Annotated in this window: 13 protein-coding genes; 8 read left to right on the forward strand and 5 right to left on the reverse strand. The window is 26.8% G+C overall.

Annotated elements, in window-relative coordinates; translation table 11 throughout:
* Positions 1-150: 150 nt before the first annotated feature.
* Together ACFIJ5_RS05900 and ACFIJ5_RS05905 are read left to right on the forward strand one after the other, a co-directional pair.
* On the forward strand, positions 151-1896 hold the full coding sequence (locus tag ACFIJ5_RS05900; RefSeq protein WP_379804959.1) for an ABC transporter ATP-binding protein: 1746 nt from the start codon (positions 151-153) through the stop codon (positions 1894-1896).
* A complete protein-coding gene (locus ACFIJ5_RS05905; protein WP_379804962.1) occupies positions 1896-3668 on the forward strand; it encodes an ATP-binding cassette domain-containing protein in 1773 nt (590 codons plus the stop codon). The genes ACFIJ5_RS05900 and ACFIJ5_RS05905 overlap by 1 nt, the downstream gene beginning before the upstream one ends.
* A gap of 128 nt (positions 3669-3796) precedes the next feature.
* On the opposite strand, the gene hypF is transcribed toward ACFIJ5_RS05905, so the two are convergent.
* A complete protein-coding gene (gene hypF / locus ACFIJ5_RS05910; RefSeq protein WP_379804965.1) occupies positions 3797-6115 on the reverse strand; it encodes a carbamoyltransferase HypF in 2319 nt (772 codons plus the stop codon).
* A 272-nt stretch (positions 6116-6387) separates the two neighbouring features.
* On the opposite strand from hypF, the gene ACFIJ5_RS05915 reads away from it, so the two are divergent.
* Positions 6388-7515: an aminopeptidase gene (locus tag ACFIJ5_RS05915; RefSeq protein ID WP_379804968.1), complete on the forward strand. Its 1128-nt coding sequence runs from the start codon at positions 6388-6390 to the stop codon at positions 7513-7515.
* Positions 7516-7938: 423 nt separating this feature from the next.
* Here the strand turns inward: ACFIJ5_RS05915 and ACFIJ5_RS05920 are convergent, their stop codons facing one another.
* Positions 7939-10380 carry a DsrE/DsrF/DrsH-like family protein gene (locus ACFIJ5_RS05920; protein ID WP_379804971.1) on the reverse strand — a complete coding sequence of 814 codons (2442 nt, stop codon included), beginning with the start codon at positions 10378-10380 and terminating at the stop codon, positions 7939-7941.
* A 206-nt stretch (positions 10381-10586) separates the two neighbouring features.
* Positions 10587-11933, reverse strand: coding sequence for a D-alanyl-D-alanine carboxypeptidase family protein (locus ACFIJ5_RS05925; protein WP_379804974.1), 1347 nt, complete (start codon positions 11931-11933; stop codon positions 10587-10589).
* 160 nt (positions 11934-12093) lie between these two features.
* On the opposite strand from ACFIJ5_RS05925, the gene ACFIJ5_RS05930 reads away from it, so the two are divergent.
* Positions 12094-12915: a divergent polysaccharide deacetylase family protein gene (locus ACFIJ5_RS05930; RefSeq protein WP_379804977.1), complete on the forward strand. Its 822-nt coding sequence runs from the start codon at positions 12094-12096 to the stop codon at positions 12913-12915.
* Positions 12916-12993: 78 nt separating this feature from the next.
* Here ACFIJ5_RS05930 and ACFIJ5_RS05935 read toward each other — a convergent pair whose 3' ends face one another.
* Positions 12994-13338: a hypothetical protein gene (locus ACFIJ5_RS05935; RefSeq protein ID WP_379804979.1), complete on the reverse strand. Its 345-nt coding sequence runs from the start codon at positions 13336-13338 to the stop codon at positions 12994-12996.
* A gap of 184 nt (positions 13339-13522) precedes the next feature.
* Here ACFIJ5_RS05935 and ACFIJ5_RS05940 point away from each other — a divergent pair, with 184 nt between their 5' ends.
* The gene (locus ACFIJ5_RS05940) at positions 13523-13729 is read left to right on the forward strand and encodes a hypothetical protein (RefSeq protein WP_379804981.1); all 207 of its coding nucleotides are present in this window, start codon (positions 13523-13525) and stop codon (positions 13727-13729) included.
* A gap of 61 nt (positions 13730-13790) precedes the next feature.
* On the opposite strand, the gene ACFIJ5_RS05945 is transcribed toward ACFIJ5_RS05940, so the two are convergent.
* Positions 13791-15269 carry a nicotinate phosphoribosyltransferase gene (locus tag ACFIJ5_RS05945; protein WP_379804983.1) on the reverse strand — a complete coding sequence of 493 codons (1479 nt, stop codon included), beginning with the start codon at positions 15267-15269 and terminating at the stop codon, positions 13791-13793.
* 268 nt (positions 15270-15537) lie between these two features.
* On the opposite strand from ACFIJ5_RS05945, the gene ACFIJ5_RS05950 reads away from it, so the two are divergent.
* From ACFIJ5_RS05950 to ACFIJ5_RS05960, 3 genes are all read left to right on the forward strand, one after another.
* On the forward strand, positions 15538-17550 hold the full coding sequence (locus ACFIJ5_RS05950) for an ATP-dependent helicase (RefSeq protein ID WP_379804986.1): 2013 nt from the start codon (positions 15538-15540) through the stop codon (positions 17548-17550).
* 282 nt (positions 17551-17832) lie between these two features.
* Positions 17833-18138 (forward strand): hypothetical protein, encoded by a 306-nt coding sequence (locus tag ACFIJ5_RS05955; protein ID WP_379804989.1) that lies wholly within the window; start codon positions 17833-17835, stop codon positions 18136-18138.
* Between the two features lie 108 nt (positions 18139-18246).
* Positions 18247-20367: a cell division protein FtsA gene (locus ACFIJ5_RS05960; protein WP_379804992.1), complete on the forward strand. Its 2121-nt coding sequence runs from the start codon at positions 18247-18249 to the stop codon at positions 20365-20367.
* Positions 20368-20372: the final 5 nt, after the last annotated feature.

A 20372-nucleotide genomic window follows, 5' to 3' on the forward strand; every position in this document is an offset into this window, starting at 1 on the left:
GTTTTTTTATTTAACTATAAAATATGACAAATATTTTATAATTTACTAATTTAATTTAAAAAATGGAATATATTATGATATAATTATATAAAGAAAATTGTTAAAAATAGTAATTATTTAGGGGATAGTTTGAAAGGGATGTATAGTACTATGAAATTACGACTAAAAGAATATATAAATTTATTTTCAAAGTATTTAAAATCACAGAAACTTAGTGTGATATTACTTGTATTAGTTTTAGCAGTAAGCATTGGACTCCAATTAATAAATCCACAAATTACACGTTATTTTATAGATGCAGCTAAGGAGGGAGCTTTAGCTAAAAATTTAACTATTGCTGCAATTATGTACATTGGAGTAGCAATTGTTAGGCAGGTGTTTAATATTATTTTTACTTATTTAGGTGAAAATATTGCATGGAAGGTTACTAATGATTTAAGGATAGATTTAATTGAGCATTGCATAAATTTAGATATGTCATTTCATAAAGCACATAAACCTGGTGAGCTTATAGAAAGGGTGGACGGTGATGTATCGCAATTGTTTGGTCTGTTTTCAAATATTATTTTAAATATAATAAGCAATTTTTTACTTCTTGTAGGTATACTTCTAGTACTTCTTAGAGAAGATTGGAGAATTAGTTTAGGTTTAACCCTGTTCTCTATAATTGCTATGTATTTTCTATGGTATGTAAAATCAAAGACTCAAGATTATTGGGTAAAAGCTAGTGAAATAAATGCTGAATTTTATGGATTTTTAGGAGAACACATTTCAAGCACTGAGGATATTGCTTCAAGTGGCGCTAAAAATTATGTTATGAATAAATTTTATAAAATTATAAGAAAAATGTTTCCAATAATTAAAAAGGCAAATTTAACTTGGGCAAGTATGTGGTCAGCTACTTTGATAATATTTGCAGTTGGAAATATTATTGCTTTTACTTTATCGTCATATTTATATAAAAAGGGGTTAATTTCAGTTGGAACTGTGTATTTAATTTTTAATTACACTGAACTTTTAAGACGACCAATTGAAGAAATTAGAGTTAATCTTCAAGAATTACAGGTATCAGGAGCTAGTATTATAAGGGTAAAGGAATTATTTGATATTAAATCAAAGATGAAAGATGGGACAAGCAATACATCTTTATCCAAACCATTATCAGTGAAGTTTAACAAGGTTGATTTTGAATATGAGAAAGGTGTAAAAGTATTACAAAACATTTCACTAAATGTAAAGTCAGGTAGAGTACTTGGAATATTAGGGCATACAGGTAGTGGGAAAACCACTTTGGCACGTCTTCTTGTAAGGCTATATGATGTGAATAGCGGAGAGATTTTATTAAATGAAAAAAATATAGCAGATATTTCTTCAGAGGAGTTATCAAAGAATATAGATTATGTAACACAAAATGTACAACTTTTTAGTTCTACGGTTAGGGATAATATAACTTTGTTTAATAATGATATTAAAGACGAAATTATTTTAAATATAATAGAGAATTTAGGATTAGGAGAATGGTATGATAATATTCCAAATGGGTTAGATACTATTATAGAAACAGGTGGCGGAAATTTATCAGCAGGTGAAGCTCAATTACTTGCTTTTGTCAGAGTATTTCTTAGAAATCCTGGATTGATTATACTAGATGAAGCAACTTCAAGAATAGATCCTGTAACTGAACAATTAATTGAAAGTGCATTAAATAAACTTCTTAAAAATAGGACATGCATTATAATAGCTCACAGACTTTGTACTCTTGAGAGAGCAGATGATATTTTAGTTCTTGAAAATGGAAATATAGTAGAATGTGGGGAAAGAGAAGAACTTTTAAATAATGACGAGTCTAAATATTATAACTTGCTGCAACATAATATTGAGGAGGTGCTTGTTTAATGAAAGGGAATTCAAAGGATATGAAAACAAGCCATTGTTATTGGCAGTTAATAAAATACAAACCATGGTTATATTTATTTATTGTTATATTGTGGATAGTAACTCATATGATGACATTAGTTAATGGCTTTATTATAAAGGAGTTCTTTGATATTATTAGTGGAAAGTCATTTTTAAATATTGGTATAAGTGGTTTGATACTTTTGATAATAATATCTACATTATTGTTGATTTTAACAATTCAATTAAATTTTAGAAGAGAGACATTGCATAAATTTTCAATTAGTACACTACTTAGACGAAATATGTTGGATTCCATTTTAAAAAAAGCTGGTGCAAAGGCGCTACAAACATCTATTGGTGAAGCTATAAATTCTTTTAGGGATGATGTACAACAAGTTGAAACTTCTATAGGTTGGTTGTCTTGGCTTATAGGTCAAATTACATTTTCTATTTTTTCAATTATAATTTTGTTAAAAATAAATGCAAAAATAACATTATTAGTTTTTGTCCCTGTAATAGCTGTAAGAATGTTAGGTGAAAAGTTACAAAAAAGAATTGAAAAAAATAGAGAGCACTCAAGACAGGCAACAGCCGATGTAACTGGAGCGGTTGGAGAAATATTTGAATCTGTACTGGCAATTAAGGTTTCAGGATCACAAAAATATATAGTTAATAATTTAAAGAAGTTAAACGAAAAAAGACATCATTTAATGATTAAAGATTCTTTTTTAACTCAACTAGTTAATTCAATATATAGTAATGCTGTAAATTTAGGAATAGGATTAATTCTGTTACTAGCTGGGCAGGCTATGAGAGATGGAAGTTTTTCTGTAGGGGATTTTGCATTATTTGTATATTATTTGAGTTTTGTTACTGATAGTATAGAATCTTTTGGGAATTTTCTTATAAATTATAAGCAGACAGGAATATCTTTTAAACGTATGACAAACTTAATTCAAAGTGAAAACAGTAATGAGATAATAAAACATAAGCCAATTTATTTAAAAGAAAAGGATATTAATGAACATAATGAAATTAATATGGATTTTAAACATAAGAGTTTAAATACCTTACAGGTAAAAGGATTAAACTATTGCTATGAAAATTCAGAAAAAGGAATAAATAATATAAACTTTACTTTAAATAAAGGAGAAATTACAGTTATTTCTGGTCGCACAGGGTCAGGAAAAACTACATTATTGAAAACATTACTTGGACTTTTATCAGCAGATTCTGGTGAAGTGTACTGGAATGGAGAGATAGTTAAAATGCCAAAAAACTTTTTTATTCCACCAATATGTGCGTATACCTCTCAGGTTCCTAACCTGTTTAGTGACACAGTACGAAATAATATATTGCTTGGAATTTCAGAAGAATCGGTAGATTTAAAGGGAGCGATAAATTCAGCTGTTCTTGAAAAAGATATTGAACAATTTGAGAATGGTTTAGACACAGTAATAGGCCCTAAGGGAGTAAAATTATCAGGAGGACAAGTACAAAGAGTCGCTGCAGCTCGTATGTTTGTAAGAAATGGACAATTAATTGTTTTTGATGATATTTCAAGTGCTCTTGATATAGAAACAGAAAAAAAACTTTGGACAAGACTTTTTACAGAAAACAAACCAACCTGTATAATTGTATCTAACAGAAGATTTGCTTTAGAGCAAGCTGATAATATTATATTAATGAAAGATGGTACCATTGAATCTAAAGGAAAATTAAATGATTTATTAAAAAGTTCCAGAGAAATGCAGCAAATTTGGGGTTAAAAAAATACTGGTTAGCGAAGGAAAATGATATATTGCGTAAGAAACATTTGAACTTGTTACTGAAGTGAAAGGTTTCTAAGCAATGTATCATTTCCCGTAGCGACCACTTTTCACCTGTGAAAGTTGAATTAACCATTAATATTTTCGTTAGCAATAATAATTTGGCCTAGAGAAATACCTCCATCATTTGTTGGTATGTCTTTATGAGTATATACATTAAAACCATTGTTTTGAAGTTCTTTAGTTAAATTTGTTAATAGGTAAGCATTTTGAAAAACACCACCACTTAAAGCAATAGAATTTATTTTTGTATCATGCCTTAAAATTTCACACATCTTTATTGAAAAGTTAATTATGGTATTATGAAATTTAAGAGACATTACATCTTTAGGTACGTTATTGAATTTATCTATAAGAATTTCTTCAATAATTTTATAAGGTTCAATTATGTAATTATCACATATTTTTATTGAAAAATCATATGAAAGATCTTTATTAAATTTATTATTTTGATGTGAGTTGATTATATTTTCCAATTCAATAGATGCTTGACCTTCGTAACTTATAATTTGTCGTATTCCTATTATGCTTGATGCTGCATCAAAAAATCTTCCTATGCTTGAAGTTGAAACACAATTAATGTTATTTTTTATTATTTTAGTAAGTAATATACCTTTTTTATTGTAAAGTTTATAGATTAAATCTTCTAAGTTTTTAAACTCTATAGAAGTTTTTTTATTTAAAGTTTCTATAAAGTTAGGATTTGATTTTAAAGTAAAAAATATATAGGATACAGCCATTTTCCAAGGTTCTTTTACAGCACTGTCTCCACCAGGCAAACTTACATAAGCTAAATGAGCAAGTCTTTTAAAGTTTTTGTATGTACATAGTAGGAATTCTCCACCCCATATTTTATCATCAGATCCATAACCAGTACCATCATAAGCAATGCCTAATACTTTTTCTTTAATTTTATTTTCAGCCATACAGCTAACTATGTGAGCATGATGATGTTGAATAGGGATTTGGGGTAGATTATATTGCTTTGCATATTTAGTAGAAGTATATTTTGGATGCATATCATAGGCTACATATTTTGGATCAAATGAAAAAATATTTTTAAAATGTTCTACGTTTCTCTTATAATGATTTATAGTTTCTAAGTTTTCTAAATCTCCATTATACTGACTTAAAAATAAAAAATTTTCTTTAGATATACAAAATGTATTTTTCATATTTGGACCACAAGCTAAAATGTTTTTTATATTAGTAATATTTAAAGGTTGAGGTACGTAACCTCTGGCTCTTCTTATGATTCTTATTTTATTATTAATAACTTTTACCACAGAGTCATCTACAGGAATATATATGTCTCTATTATGAAGTAAAAAGTAATCAACTAAGTTACTTAAATTGTTTAGAGCATTTTCATTTTTATATTCTAGTGGAAGACCACTTACATTAGCACTTGTCATAATTAGTGTTTTTATATTATCTTCAAATAAAAGTTCATGAAGGGGAGTGTAAGGAAGCATAACTCCTAGTGTTGTTTGTTTAGGTGCTATGTTTTGTGGCAAATCGTATTCTTTTTTTCTATGTAGTAATACAATAGGCTTTTGTATGCCAGTTAATAAATCTTTTTCCTTATCATTGACATAACAATATTTTTCTACTGTTTGTATATCTTTGATCATTACTGCAAAAGGTTTGTCAGGTCTAATTTTTCTCTTCCTTAAAAGTTCTACGGATTGTTCATTTGAAGCATCACATACTAAGTGAAAGCCGCAAAGACCTTTAATTGCAAATATTTTACCTTCCTTTAGTGAGTTTATTGCATATTTAATAGGATTTTTACATTGAATTTTTTTACCTTTATTATCAGTAACCCATACTCTTGGACCACAAGTGCTGCATGCATTTGGTTGAGCATGAAATCTTCTATTGCATGGGTTAGTATATTCTTCAAAACAAGTATTACACATTTTGAATTTTTTCATAGTAGTTTTGTCTCTATCATATGGGATGGATTTTATTATAGAAAATCTTGGACCACAATTTGTGCAATTTGTAAAAGGATATCTATATCTGCGATTGTTGGGGTCTTTAATATCCTTTATACATTCACTGCAGGTAGCTATATCTGGAGAAATTAAAGTAATATTATTTTTGCTTTTTTTACTTTCTTTTATATTAAAAGTTTTATAATTCATAAATTTTTTTTCGGTTATGAGTATATTTTCTATTTTTGATAATGGTGGCGGTGATGTTTTTAAAGTATTTAAAAAAGAAGATAAGTTATCATTACTTCCTTCTATATCTATATAAACACCTTCAGAATTATTATTTACCCAACCTTTTAGATTTAAAGAACAGGCTAAATTGTATACGAAAGGTCTAAAACCAACTCCTTGAACTATTCCATTAATTTTTATAAATAACCTTTGCATATTAATACTCCTTTACATATAAATGTGTCATTAATTTTATAGGTAAAAAATAAAGTTTAAATAATATTTCTGTATGTGAATAAAGGTATCCTTTTATTATTATGATAAAATTTAAAATATTTAAGCAATATTGATTGTAAATTAAGTATAATACAGTAAACACGAATTGAAAGAAAATATTCAAAATTAGATTAATTATGAAGAAAATATATTGTGAATAAATTCTTGATTTGGTAGAATATAATTAGAATGAAATTTAAGGAGGAATATATATGACAGATCCACGTTTAAATAAGCTTGCAAAACTATTAGTTAATTATTCAACTAAGGTTAAACCAGGAGATTTTGTATTGGTTATGTGTGATGAAGTTGCAGAACCTTGGATGGTGGAAGTTGTTAAAGAATCAATAAAGGCAGGAGCTCATGTAGAAACAATTTTAAATTCGCATGAAGTTGGTTGTGCTAAATTAAAATATAGTACTGACGAACAGCTGCAAGAAGAAAATTTCATTTTGAAGTATGCACTTGAAAAAGCAGATGTATGGATTAGTGCTTGGGGAAATAAAAATACAAAGGCAAGTTCTAATGTTGACTCTAAGAAAATTCAGTTTTCAGTAAAGGGTGCTAAAAGTTGGAGAAAAGTTTATTCTGATAAAATGGGAGATGGATCATTAAGATGGGTTGGAACACAGTTCCCAGTATATGCATATGCACAAGAAGCATCTATGAGTTTAACAGAATATGAGGATTTTGTATATGGAGCAGGTCTATTAGACTGTGAAGACCCAGTTGCAGAGTGGAAAAAAGTAAGTGAAAATCATGAAAGATGGATAAAATATTTAAACAATAAAAAGGAAGTACATATTATTTCTGAAGGAACAGATATTAAAGTAAATATAGATGGTAGAAAATGGATAAATTGTGATGGACAGGTTAATTTCCCTGATGGAGAAATATTTACGTCTCCAGTGGAAAATGGAATAAATGGACATATAACATTTAGTTTCCCAGGAATATATATGGGAAAAGAAATTGAAGGTATAAAACTTGAAGTTAAAGATGGAAAAGTAGTTAAAGCTACTGCAGATAAAGGCGAAGAATTATTACATTCACTTCTTGAAATAGATGAAGGAGCATCAAGATTTGGAGAAGTAGCAATTGGAACTAACTATGGAATTAAAAAATTTACAAGAAATATGCTTTTTGATGAAAAAATAGGTGGAACAATTCATATGGCTATAGGAGATTCAATGCCTGAAGCAGGAGGAAAGAACAAGTCAGCAATTCATTGGGATATGCTTTGTAACATGAGAAAAGGCGGAAAAATTTATGCTGATGGAGAATTGTTCTATGAAAATGGATATTTAAAAGAAGAAATATTGAAAAAATATAATCTTTAAGATAAATTTTTGTAGTAAAAAAATACTGGCTAGTGAAGGAAAATGATATATTGTGTAAGAAACTTTTAACAATAATTAAAAATTAATAACTCAACTTTCGCAGTAAAAAAACATTTCTTAGCGAAGGGAAATGATATCTTGCGTAAGAAACATTTGAACAAAGTTTACAAGTTCTTAGCTTTACGAATTTGAAAAAAGTTATTTTTTAATTACTGATTCCTATGGAATATTAATTAAAAAATCTTTTTTCAATATGAGTAAAGCTTAGAACTTGTTACTGAAGTGAAAGGTTTCTGCGCAAGATATCATTTTCCGTAGCGACTATTTTTCAACTGCGAAAGTTGAATTTATAACTAATGGATTTTGAAAAGATTGTTTTTCAAAATCTTCCTTATTTGTTTTCTGTTTTTTCTACTTTTTACTTTATATGAATAAGTTAACGTTAGAATCTTCAGCTTCTCCTAAGTAATATCCAACGCCTCCGATTTTAATACCATCTACTAATTCTTCTTTTCTAAGACCTAGAAGATCCATAGACATTTGACAAGCTACTAATTCTACACCATTATTTAGTGCAGATTCTATTAATTCTTCCAAAGAAGAAACATTGTGTTTTTTCATTATTCCTCTTATCATTTTAGAACCTATTCCACCCATATGCATTTTGGATAATTTTAATCTTTTACTTCCTCTAGGCATCATTTTTCCAAACATTTTTTCTATAAAATTTTTGTTTACCTTTATTTTTTCATGTTTTCTTATAATATTGATTCCCCAGAAAGTAAAGAACATAGTAACCTTTTTACCCATAGCAGCGGCACCATTAGCAATTATGAAAGAAGCTATAGCTTTATCTAAATCACCACTAAAAACTACTATAGTTTTGTTATCATTTATAGGAGTCAAATTACCACTATTTATATTAGTATTTTTTTTTATTTCACCATTTTTTCTTATAGTTGCAGTAATTATTCCTTTATTTTTATTTAGTTCAAGTAATTCATTGTTTGTTTTTTTACACCAAGACTTTATGTCTTCATAAAAGCCAGGGTCAGAAGCAGTTACTTTTAGAGTGGAACCTTCTCTAAGTTCATCTATTGCAGATTTTACTCTCATTAAAGGTCCTGGACAGCATAAGCCTGTAGCATCTAAATCTTTCACAAATTCAGCTTGAATTTTTTTACTATCAGGAGATGTATTAGAGTTATTTTGTTTTGAAGGTTTAAATTTACCTATCATATACATTTTATAACCACCAGTTATATTTTTTACTTTAAAACCACGTTGTTTTAAAAGTCTTTCTGCTATATATCCTCTAAGACCTATTTGACAGTAAACCCATATTTCTTTATTTTTATCTAATTCATTTAATCTATCTCTTAATTCATCTATAGGAATATGAATTGAATTTTTTACACATCCATTTTCACGTTCTAGGTCAGTTCTTACATCAAGTAGTATAGTTGTTTCATTATTAAATGAATCTAGTTCTCTAGGGAGTATTATTTCTGATTTTCCAGTTAATATATTTTCTGCTACATATCCAGCTATATTTACTGGGTCTTTAGCAGAAGAGTAAGGAGGAGCATAACAAAGTTCTAGTTCAGTTAAATCAGAAATTTTACCATTTAATCTTATTACTCCAGCTATATCATCAATTCTTTTATCTACACCATCATATCCGATAGCTTGAGCACCTAGTATTTTTCCTTCATCATTAAATATTAATTTCATAGTTATAGGTGTTGCACCAGGATAATAAGATGCATGACTTTGAGGAAGTACATATATTACTTTATAATTTATATTATGTCTTTCAAGGATTCGTTCATTATTTCCTGTACAGGCACAAGTTAAATCAAATACTTTAATTACAGAAGTACCTTGAGTTCCTTTATAAGTAGATTGAATGTCACAAATATTATCTGAGGCAATTCTACCTTGTTTGTTAGCAGGACCGGCTAGTGGTATAGCTGTTTTTTTACCATTTATGAAATCTACTACTTCTACAGCATCTCCAACTGCATATATATTTTCAACATTAGTTTGCAGCTTATCATTAACAATTATATGACCTTTAGGGCCCATTTCAATTTTTGTGTTTTTTATAAAATCAGTATCTGGAGTTACTCCTATTGCGAGTATCACAACATCACAAGAAAGTTTTGCTCCACTGTTTAATAATACATTTACTTTATCATTTTTATCTTCGAAAGATTTAACGCCATCATTTATCAAAAGATTTATACCATTATCTTCAAGTTCTTTTTCTGCTATAGTTATCATATCAGAATCAAAAGGTGCTAGTATGTGAGGAGCAGCTTCTACTAATGATACATTTAAACCTCTTTCTTTTAAGTTTTCTGCCATTTCCACACCAATGTATCCACCACCAACAACTATTGCATTTTCAATATTATTTTTATCTACAAAATTTTTAATTATATCGGTGTCTTTTACATTTCTTAATGTGAAAATTTTATTATTTTCTATCCCAGAAATATTTGGTTTTAATGGTTTTGCACCAGGAGCTAAAACTAAATAATCATAAGATTCTTCGTAGCAACCTTTATCGTTACTATTAATTTTTACCTTTTTATCGTTAGTATTAACAGATATAACGTCACTATTTATTCTTACATCTATATTAAATCTATTTTTCATGGCTTCTGGAGTTTGGACTAGAAGATTTTTTCTTTCTTTTATAGTTTCACCTATATAGTATGGAAGTCCGCAATTTGCAAAAGATATGTGTTCTCCACGTTCAAACATTATTATTTCAGCGTTTTCATCAAGCCTTCTAAGTCTTGCTGCAGTAGAAGCACCACCTGCTACGCCACCTACAATAAGAATTTTTTTATTCATATTAATACCTCCATATATTATCGTAATATTTATATATTTATATATTACGATATATAAATATATTTTGTCAATTAATTAACAGAAGAATTTTATTCCATGTTTTTACATTATGAGATTTTTGTCATAGTACTAACTTTATTATTTAATAATATTTGAACTTTTATAACATATTTTAAAATAAAAAAAATGCGGTAAAACCGCATTTTTTATCTCCAATATCTATTACGTTTACGTCTTCTTCCATTTTTAATTAAAGATACTATAAACATTATTAAAATAATTATTACAATTAAACCTACAATTAAACCTACATAAAGTAAAATGTTATCTTTAAATATTTGAGATTTAGAAACATTTGTATATAAATCATAAGATTTAACTGCTTCTCTTTCAGAAACTATTAGTTTAGATACAGGTTTTTCCGAACTTAAATTTTTGAAAGTTAAATTTGATGTATCAATTTTAGTTTTAAATTCTTTTTTATTTATACTGTTGTTATAATAAGTGATATTTTCTTTTAATATAAGAGGTACCTTTAGTGTTTTTTCTGGACCAAAAAATTTAAAAGGTTTATATTTTAAAGTAGCAGTTTTTATTGTAGTATTTTTATTCATATAATTAACTGGTTTTACATTAAAACTCCAGTCTATTATTTTTTTCATATCTTGAAATACGAAGCTATCTTTAGCATCATATATAGAATGCATAACTACACCTATTACTTTACGACCATCTTTTTCAAATATAGCTACTAAACATCTTCCAGATTTAGAAGTATATCCGGTTTTACCGCCTATACATACAGCACCATTAATGTTTTCACCTAACAATTTATTTCTATTTTCAATGGGTATAGTTTTTCCATCAATCTTTAAAACACCTTTTTTGGTATTCATTGTTTTTGCTACCCATTTATTTTTTAAAGCAGCTCTTGCGAGTAAAGTTAAGTCATATGGAGTAGTATAATGATTATCATCATGTAATCCATTAGCAGTTATAAAATGTGTATTTTTCATCTTTAATTCAGCAGCTTTATCATTCATCATTTTTCGGAAGTTATCTACTGCTTGTTTAGAATTTTCATCATAAGAATCAGTTTTTCCTATATTACCTGCAATTGTATATGCTATATCATTAGCTGAATATAAAAGCAATGCATTCATTACGTCATTAACTGAAAGAGGTTTACCAATATTGAAATTTATATTTGGATAGTCAGTATTTAAAGAATATTTAGGTTGTTCTTTAGCTGATTTTGTATAATTTAATACATTCAATCCTTTTTTATCTTTATTTTCAGCAAATAACAAAGCAGTCATAAGCTTAGTTACACTTGCAGGATACATTCCTTTAGTATTATTTAATTGTTTGTATTGTTTACCATCAATGTCTTTAGCATATATTATTTCTCCAGTTTGTGCATCCATAGTTATAGCTGCAGAACCATAAATTTTAGGAGGCTCTTTTGATATATTTGTTTGAGCAAATACATTTCCAGATATAGTAAAAAGAAATAACACAGCAAGTATCAGAGAAAATTTTTTATGTCTCAATGTTCATCTCTCCCATTAATTAAATTTTTCATAAATATATACATGTTATAATATAACACTTTATAACATGTAGTACAAGATTGAATAGAGTTTAAATCTAATATTTTATGGTCATAAAAATAAAATTACTAAATATAATTATTTTGAGGAGATGAAAAAAATGATTATATTAATAAGAAAAAAATCATTATACAAAATTGTAATAGCTGTTCTTGTTATGATACTTATTGGTTTTATGATTTATATTGTCAAAAACGTTAGATGTATTGAAGATAATCCAGCAGATGAAGTGTATGTTGCAATAGTTGTTGATGATTTTGGAAATTCTGGTGATGGAACTAAAGAAATGTTGAATATGGATATACCACTAACAGCAGCAGTGATGCCTTTTTTAGAAAATAGTGAAAAGGATGCTAAAGATGCACATGATAAAGGATTAGAAATTATATTGCATATGCCTATGGAACCTAAACATGGGAAAAAAAGTTGGTTAGGACCTAAAGGAATAACTACAAATTTATCTTCAGAAGAAATAAAATCTAGAGTAACACAAGGATTAGAACAGATAAAATATGCCAAAGGTATGAACAATCATATGGGATCTAAAGCAATGCAGGATGAAAGAGTTGTAAAAAATTTATTAAAAGTAGCTAAAGAAAAACATATTTACTTTTTAGATAGTAAGACTACTAGCAAATGTCGTGCAGAAGAAATTTGTAATTCATTAGGAGTTAATTATTATACTAGGGATATATTTTTAGATAATTCAAAAAGGAAAGTTGATATTGAAAAGCAGTTAGATAAGTTAACGGAAATAGCACTAAAAAAAGGATATGCTATAGCTATTGGACATGTTGGAGAGCATGGGGGAACTGTAACTGCAAGAGCTATTAAAAATAAATATAAATCCATGGAAAAAAAAGGTATAAAATTTGTTTATTTATCAGACTTAAGAAATATTATATTAAATTCTCATAAATAAAAAAGAAGGGTGATACAATAAAAATCAACCTTCTTTTTTAATACGTAATTTAAATTTTAATTTTCAAGTATACTAAATTTATTTAACAACATTTTTTTGAAGTATGACCATGAAAATGGTTACTACAATTAGTGCTATATATACAAACAGATAAATGATTGATAATAATTTCGAACCATAAAAAAATTTTAAAAATATAAATATAGTCATAGATAGTACAGTCCATAGTAATGAAACATATGCCATTTGATTATTTTTAGATTTCCACGTTTCAGGATCTTTCATAGTACCAATAATTTTTTTGCTAAGGTTATTGTTTTGTGATGATTTTAATAATATGGTTTTGAAATATATAAAAAATAATAGAGAAATAAGTGATAAGCCTAAAAATACATAAGATAATGAGATACTTGTTATATACATGGTATCACGCTCCTTATACAATAATATAATAATTTTATTTTTACCAAGGAGCCTTGTTTTTATTAGTAAAGGTTAAAACTAAAATTGATAAAATATTTTTAAAATTTTGTAAAATGTATTCATTTTTTTTCAATAATGTTTTATAATTATTTTGCAGAAGATATATTTGAAATGGGGTGCAAATATGAAACTATGTCCTTTTTTAACTACGTCAGATGAAAAAATAGAATGTTTTGAAGAATGTCCATTTTATGATGAAGAAAAAAACGGAGATGTATGTCCATTTAAAAGTATTGGGGAAAAGAAAAAGTTTAAAGTGTTTTACAATGAAAATTACATGGAAAATGATTACAAAATAAACAATTTATCTTTTAGAGATGATTTTTTTTAGGAAAAATATAAATAATTAGCTGCTGCAAAGATGTGATTAATCTATTGCAGCAGCTTTAATATTATTCTTCAAAACGATTTGTGTAGCTATTTAAAAGATCATGTTTTATTTTCCAAAGATTATGTGAAAGATCTATGTAATATGTATGAGGATTTTCAAGTCTTAAAACTTCAGACCATAATGTAGATAATTGATCTTTAGCAAATTGTCTAATATTCATTACACTTGGGTTTTCATAAATTGGTTTACCATTTTCAAATATCTTAACTAACAATTCCTTAGCATGATAATTTTTTAATTTACGTCTTTTCCAAGTGTGTACAGGATTAAATATTTCCAAAGGTTTAGAATCATCTATAGTTTCATTATTAAGAGTTATTAAATCAGCAATAGCTTTATTGGATTTATTATCAAATAATCTATAAATCTTTTTAAAACCTGGATTTGTAATTTTTTCTGCATTTTCACTTATTTTAATTTTAGGTACTATAACACCATCATTTTCTACAGCAGCTAGCTTATATACACCGCCAAATACAGGTTCTGATTTAGCAGTAATTAATCTTTCACCAACTCCAAAGCTGTCTATTTTTGCACCTTGATTTAAAACTCCACGGATAATATATTCATCTAATGAATTAGATGCTACTATTTTTACATCTTTATATCCTGCGTCATCTAATAATTGTCTTACTTTTTTTGAAAGATAAGTTATATCACCACTATCAATTCTAACTCCTTTAGGTCTATAACCCATAGGTGTTAAAATTTCATCAAATACTTTTATTGCATTTGGTAAACCAGATTTTAACACATTATAAGTATCAATAAGTAGTGTGCAATTATCTGGAAATGTTTTAGCCCATGCCTTAAATGATTCATATTCATTATCAAAAAGTTGTATCCAACTGTGAGCCATAGTTCCTACTGCAGGTATACCAAATTTTTCTTCAGCAATTGTACAGGCAGTGGCATTACAACCACCTATTACAGCAGCTCTTGCACCATAAATAGCACCATCATATCCTTGAGCTCTTCTAGAACCAAATTCCATTACAGGTCTGTTTTTGGCACTCCTACATATTCGGCTAGCTTTTGTTGCAATCAATGTTTGGTGATTTACAGTTAATAAAATCATTGTTTCAACAAATTGAGCTTGAATTGCAGGTCCTTTAACTATTACTAAAGGTTCTCCAGGGAATACTGGAGTACCCTCAGGTATTGCCCAAACATCACAACAAAAATGGAAATTTCTTAAATAATCAAGAAATTTTTCAGAAAAACAATTTTTACTTTCTAGATAGTTAAGATCTTCATCAGTGAATTTTAAATTTGACAAATATTCAATTAATTGTTGAACACCAGCCATTATACAGTAGCCACCACCATCAGGTATTTTTCTAAAAAACATATCAAAATATGCAATTTTATTAGCTACATCATTATCTAAATAACCATTTGCCATAGTTAGCTCATAAAAATCAACTAACATCGTTAAATTTCTTTCGTCTCTTACATCAAAAGTTACATCTCTACCCATAATTTTTCCCTTCTATCATTTTTTTAAGTATAATAAGTATAAAAAGTATATAATTGGATATATACATAAAAAACTTATCAAAATATATTTTAATACGTATATCGCATTATTACAACTATTTTATTCATTAGAATAATTAAGTAAATGCTATTTGTACAAAAGTTGAGTTAATAATTTTTTTTATTAGAAAAGTATAATATTTAGGTATTTACTAATTTGAGTTATAATAATTTGTTGAATAATTTATAGGGAGGAATAATAGAGGGTTATGAAACTTGATAAATATCAAAGTGAAGCAGTTTATACAAATAATAGAAATAGCTTAGTAGTAGCGGCACCAGGTAGTGGAAAAACCACTGTTATAATAAATAGGGTATTTCATTTGATAAAGGATAAAAATATTAGTTATAAAAATATAATAGTAATAACTTTTACAAAAGCAGCTGCACTTAGTATGAAAAGAAGATATAAATCAATGATTACTAATAATAAGAATATTAATTATAGTTATATACCGTTTTTTGGAACGTTTCATGGGTTATTTTATAAAATATTAAAAAATCATCATAACAATATTAATATTATTGATAGTAATGTAACTTATAGAATTATTACAAATGTTCTTAGAAATTATCTAGATGAGGTTTCAGAGGAAAAAGTAAGGGAAGTAATAAATACAATATCATTATTTAAAACTAGTACAGAGAGTATGATAGAATTTGAACCTAATATTGATAAAGATATATTTAAACACTGTTATGAAATATATGAAGGGTATAAAAAAGAAAAATATTTGTTAGATTTTGATGATTTGCAGATAAAATGTAAGGAGCTTTTTTTAAAAAATAGTAAAATACTGAATGGATATAGAAAGTTATTTAAGTACATATTAGTAGATGAATTTCAAGATTGTGATAGTATACAAATAGATATGCTCAAATTGTTGAATGAGAACAATTCTATTTTTGCGGTAGGAGATGAAGACCAATGTATTTATGGATTTAGAGGTGCTAAACCAGAGTGTATGGTAGATTTTGATAAAAATTTTAAAGAAGGAAAGAAAATTTATTTAAGGATGAACTATAGAAATCCTAGTAATATAGTGCATCTTTCTAGTAATTTAATAAAAAATAATAAATTAAGAAATGATAAGGAGATAGAACCACATAAACAAAAAACTACAAAAATAAATATTTTAAATAATTTTGATGAAAATATGCAAGCTGAAAAAATATCATTAACAATACAAAAACTTAAAAGTGTTAGTGGTTATAAATACAATAACAATGCAATATTATATAGAACTAATATTGAAAGTAGGAGTTTAATAGATGAATTTATAAGAAAAAAAATTCCCTTTAGACTTTTAGACAAAAAGTATAATTTTTTTGAACACTTCATATGTAGAGATATTATTGCTTATTTAAAGCTTAGTATAGATGCTAGTGATAAGGAAAGTTTTTTAAAAATAATAAATAAACCTTTTAGATATATAAGTAAAGTTAATATAGAAAAAATAAGAAATAATGTTATAAAAGAAGACTGTTTTGAGAAACTAAAATCTTTAGAAAATATTCCAGTATTTATGATAAAAAATATAGATAGATTACAAAAGGATATAAATTATCTAAATAAAATATCACTTCAAAGTGCTATAGGGTATATATTAATGAATATAGGTTACCATGATTATTTAAAAGAGTACAGTAAGAAATTCAAAATTCAAATATCTGAATTAGAAGATATTGTTGAGGAATTTAAAGAATCTTGTACAGAGTATAATAATATAATTCCTTTTTTAGTACATGTAGAAGAAGTAAAAAAAAGTATAAATAATAACAAAAAAGATAATGACGACTGTATAATATTAAGCACAATACATGGAGTAAAAGGTATGGAGTTTAAAAATATATTCATTGTTAATTGCAATGAGGGAATAATACCACATGAAAATAGCTTAGAGAATAATATAGAAGAAGAAAGAAGACTTTTCTATGTAGCAATTACAAGAACTATTGATAATATATGGTTTAGTTATTCTAATACTGTAAAGGGTAAAGCCAAGAAATTATCAAGATTTATAAGGGAATGTAATTTGGATTTTGAGGAAAATACTTATGGATTAAAAAAAGGTGATATAGTAGTGCATAAAACTTTTGGTAAAGGGGAAATTATAGAAATAGGAAGTAGTCACTTAAGTATTATGTTTGATAATAATATAAAAAGAAAATTTGATATATCTATATCTTTGAATAATGGTTTATTAAAGGTGGAAGATTAAAAAATACAACATATAATATATTATATACCACAATTATGTTGCACTATATCAAAATATAATTGACTTTTTACTTTAATGTGTTATACTATTCATAATGATAAGTGGAGAAAATTAACCATTAAGAGAGGAAAATGCTGTTATAACTATAGAGTAGAATTTTGATGATGTTTACTCATAAATATTATAACAATAAATAAAATAATTTTGGTAATTAAAAAGAAAGGAGAAATGCTGCAACTTATGGATAGTTTATCTATATTTTGAGTAGCAGGTATCTATATTATGATTAAGTTCAAAAAAATGTGGGAAGATGTTTCTAGTATATTAAATAATGATGAATTTAACGATAATAATATGACCATTGTAGAGAGCTATAAGGATGGATTTATAGTAAAATATGAAGGAAAAAATTCTTTTGTAAATAAAGATGATTTTGTAGATTTTTGGTGTAAAATGCTTTATTTTAATGAAATTTCTAAAGAGGATATTTTGAAGGATAATAATGTAAATCAAAGATATGTGTATGAAGTGGTAGGAAAACTTCCATATATTAATGAAGAGAGTAACATGCTTAAGTTAATGGAATAGATTTATTGATTGTTTACTAGTAATGATATATAATTTAAATATGTATTTTTTATAAGCTCATATTCTATAGAATATGAGCTTTTAAATTGTTAAAAAAGAGGTAATGATATGGAAAAATTTAAATTTAATTCAAATGATATAATTTTTTCTTTAGATATTGGTACTCGTTCTGTCATAGGAACTGTTGGAATTATTAAGGATAAGAAATTTAATATTATAGCTGAGAAATATTTAGAACATGAAGTGAGAGCAATGATAGATGGACAGATACATGACATTAGTATAGTTACAAATGAAGTCAAAAAAATAAAAAAAGAGTTAGAAAGTGATCTGGATATAACTTTAAATAATGTATCAATTGCTGCTGCGGGAAGATTTTTAAGAACAACAGTAATGAAAAAGCAAATTGATATTGACTATGAAAAAGAAATTGATAAAGAATTAATTAGAAGTTTAGAACTTACTGCAGTAAAAGGTGCAGAAGATGAAATTAACAAACAAACAAAAGGTAAACTATATTGTGTTGGATATAGTATTAAAAATTACTATTTAAATGGTTATGTTATGTCAAATTTGATATCACATAATGGTGATAATATTGGAGTAGAAGTAATAGCTACTTTTCTTCCAAGATCAGTGGTAGATAGTTTATATGCAGTTATGGATAAGGTGTCGTTAAATGTAATAAATCTAACATTAGAGCCTATTGCTGCAATGGAAGCGGTAGTACCAAAAAGTTTTAGATTATTAAATATAGCACTTGTTGATATAGGTGCTGGAACATCAGATATTGCTATTAGTAGTAATGAAACAATAAGTGCATATGGCATGGTACCACTAGCAGGTGATGAAGTTACAGAAATTATTGCTAAAACATATTTAGTAGATTTTAATACAGCTGAAAAAATGAAAAAACAAAGTACTTTAAGTAATAAAGTAAAATTTATTGATGTTTTAGGAATGGAAAATGAAGTAGATAGTGATGAAATATTTAAAGTAATTAATCCTGTAGTTGATAAGATAACTACAGAAGTTGCAAATAAGATAGTAGAACTTAATGGTGGAAAGGCACCTAATGCAGTATTTTTAGTAGGTGGTGGGGCATATACTCCTAATATTGATGAAGTGCTGTGTGAAAAGTTAAAATTACCATTGCAGAGGGTAGCTATAAAAAATAGACAAGATGTTCAAGAATGTAGATGTGGTAATGAGCACTTAAATAGTATTGGAGTTACTGTACTTGGTATAGCACTTGTTGCTATAAAAAAGTCTGGGCATGATTTTATAGATGTTACTTTAAATGATAAGGTAATAAGTTTGTTTAATTCTCATAAACATATAGTTCAGGATGTAATGCTTCAAGCTGGAATAAATCCTAAAATTCTTGTTGGAAAAAATGGTAAGAGTATAAGATTTATTTTAAATGGTATTAAAAGAGTTGCTTTTGGGAGTTTAGCACAAAATTCTAAAATAAGAATAAATGGCCAAGTTGCCAATTTAGATTCTGAAGTTAAAGAAGGAGATAACTTAGAAATTGATTTTGCTCAAAATGGTAATGATGCATGTCCGAAAGTATATGAGTATGTAAAAAACATAAATAGTATAAGTTTTTATATAGATGATATAATACATAATATTGAACCTGTAGTTTTTATAAATAATGTAAGATCAGAAATGAATACAAAAATAAAAGAAAATGATGATATAAAAATTATCTTTTCCTCTAATTTAGGTGATTATAAAGAATATTTTGAAGAGGATAAATTTGAGTACTATATTAATGAGAAAATAGTTGAGGATGAATATGTAATAAAAGAAGGAGATAGGATATATAGAAAAATAAAAACTAGTATTAATTTACAAGATGATTTAACAGAAAAGAGTTTAGAACAAGATGAAGCGGTAGTAACATTAGATGAGAATAATTTAGAAAATATAGAAAAAGAAAGTACTGAAAGTGTAGTAAGTACTGAAAGTGTAGTAAGTATTGAAAGCGAAGAAAGTATTGAAAACGAAGGAAGCATTGAAAGTAGTATAGAGGTTATAGTAAATAATGATAAAGTAAAAATGACAGGCAAAGAAAAATTTGTCTTTGTAGATATATTTAATTATATAGAATTTGATTTGTCTAATCCTAAAGGAAATCTTGTTTTGCGTTTAAATGATAAAAAAGTAGGATATTATGATGAACTTTTAGACGGTGATATGATTACAATAAAATGGGAATGATATTT

The organism is Haloimpatiens myeolchijeotgali (assembly GCF_042688525.2).
Lineage (GTDB): Bacteria > Bacillota > Clostridia > Clostridiales > Clostridiaceae > Haloimpatiens.

Coding starts and splice junctions, on each gene's coding strand:
- ACFIJ5_RS05920 (WP_379804971.1), bottom strand. CDS start 10,380: ATGAATAAAAAAATTCTTATTGTAGGTGGCGTAGCAGGTGGTGCTTCT.
- ACFIJ5_RS05935 (WP_379804979.1), bottom strand. CDS start 13,338: ATGTATATAACAAGTATCTCATTATCTTATGTATTTTTAGGCTTATCA.
- ACFIJ5_RS05945 (WP_379804983.1), bottom strand. CDS start 15,269: ATGGGTAGAGATGTAACTTTTGATGTAAGAGACGAAAGAAATTTAACG.
- ACFIJ5_RS05955 (WP_379804989.1), top strand. CDS start 17,833: ATGATTAAGTTCAAAAAAATGTGGGAAGATGTTTCTAGTATATTAAAT.
- ACFIJ5_RS05915 (WP_379804968.1), top strand. CDS start 6,388: ATGACAGATCCACGTTTAAATAAGCTTGCAAAACTATTAGTTAATTAT.
- ACFIJ5_RS05930 (WP_379804977.1), top strand. CDS start 12,094: ATGATTATATTAATAAGAAAAAAATCATTATACAAAATTGTAATAGCT.
- ACFIJ5_RS05900 (WP_379804959.1), top strand. CDS start 151: ATGAAATTACGACTAAAAGAATATATAAATTTATTTTCAAAGTATTTA.
- ACFIJ5_RS05950 (WP_379804986.1), top strand. CDS start 15,538: ATGAAACTTGATAAATATCAAAGTGAAGCAGTTTATACAAATAATAGA.
- ACFIJ5_RS05940 (WP_379804981.1), top strand. CDS start 13,523: ATGAAACTATGTCCTTTTTTAACTACGTCAGATGAAAAAATAGAATGT.
- ACFIJ5_RS05905 (WP_379804962.1), top strand. CDS start 1,896: ATGAAAGGGAATTCAAAGGATATGAAAACAAGCCATTGTTATTGGCAG.
- hypF (WP_379804965.1), bottom strand. CDS start 6,115: ATGCAAAGGTTATTTATAAAAATTAATGGAATAGTTCAAGGAGTTGGT.
- ACFIJ5_RS05960 (WP_379804992.1), top strand. CDS start 18,247: ATGGAAAAATTTAAATTTAATTCAAATGATATAATTTTTTCTTTAGAT.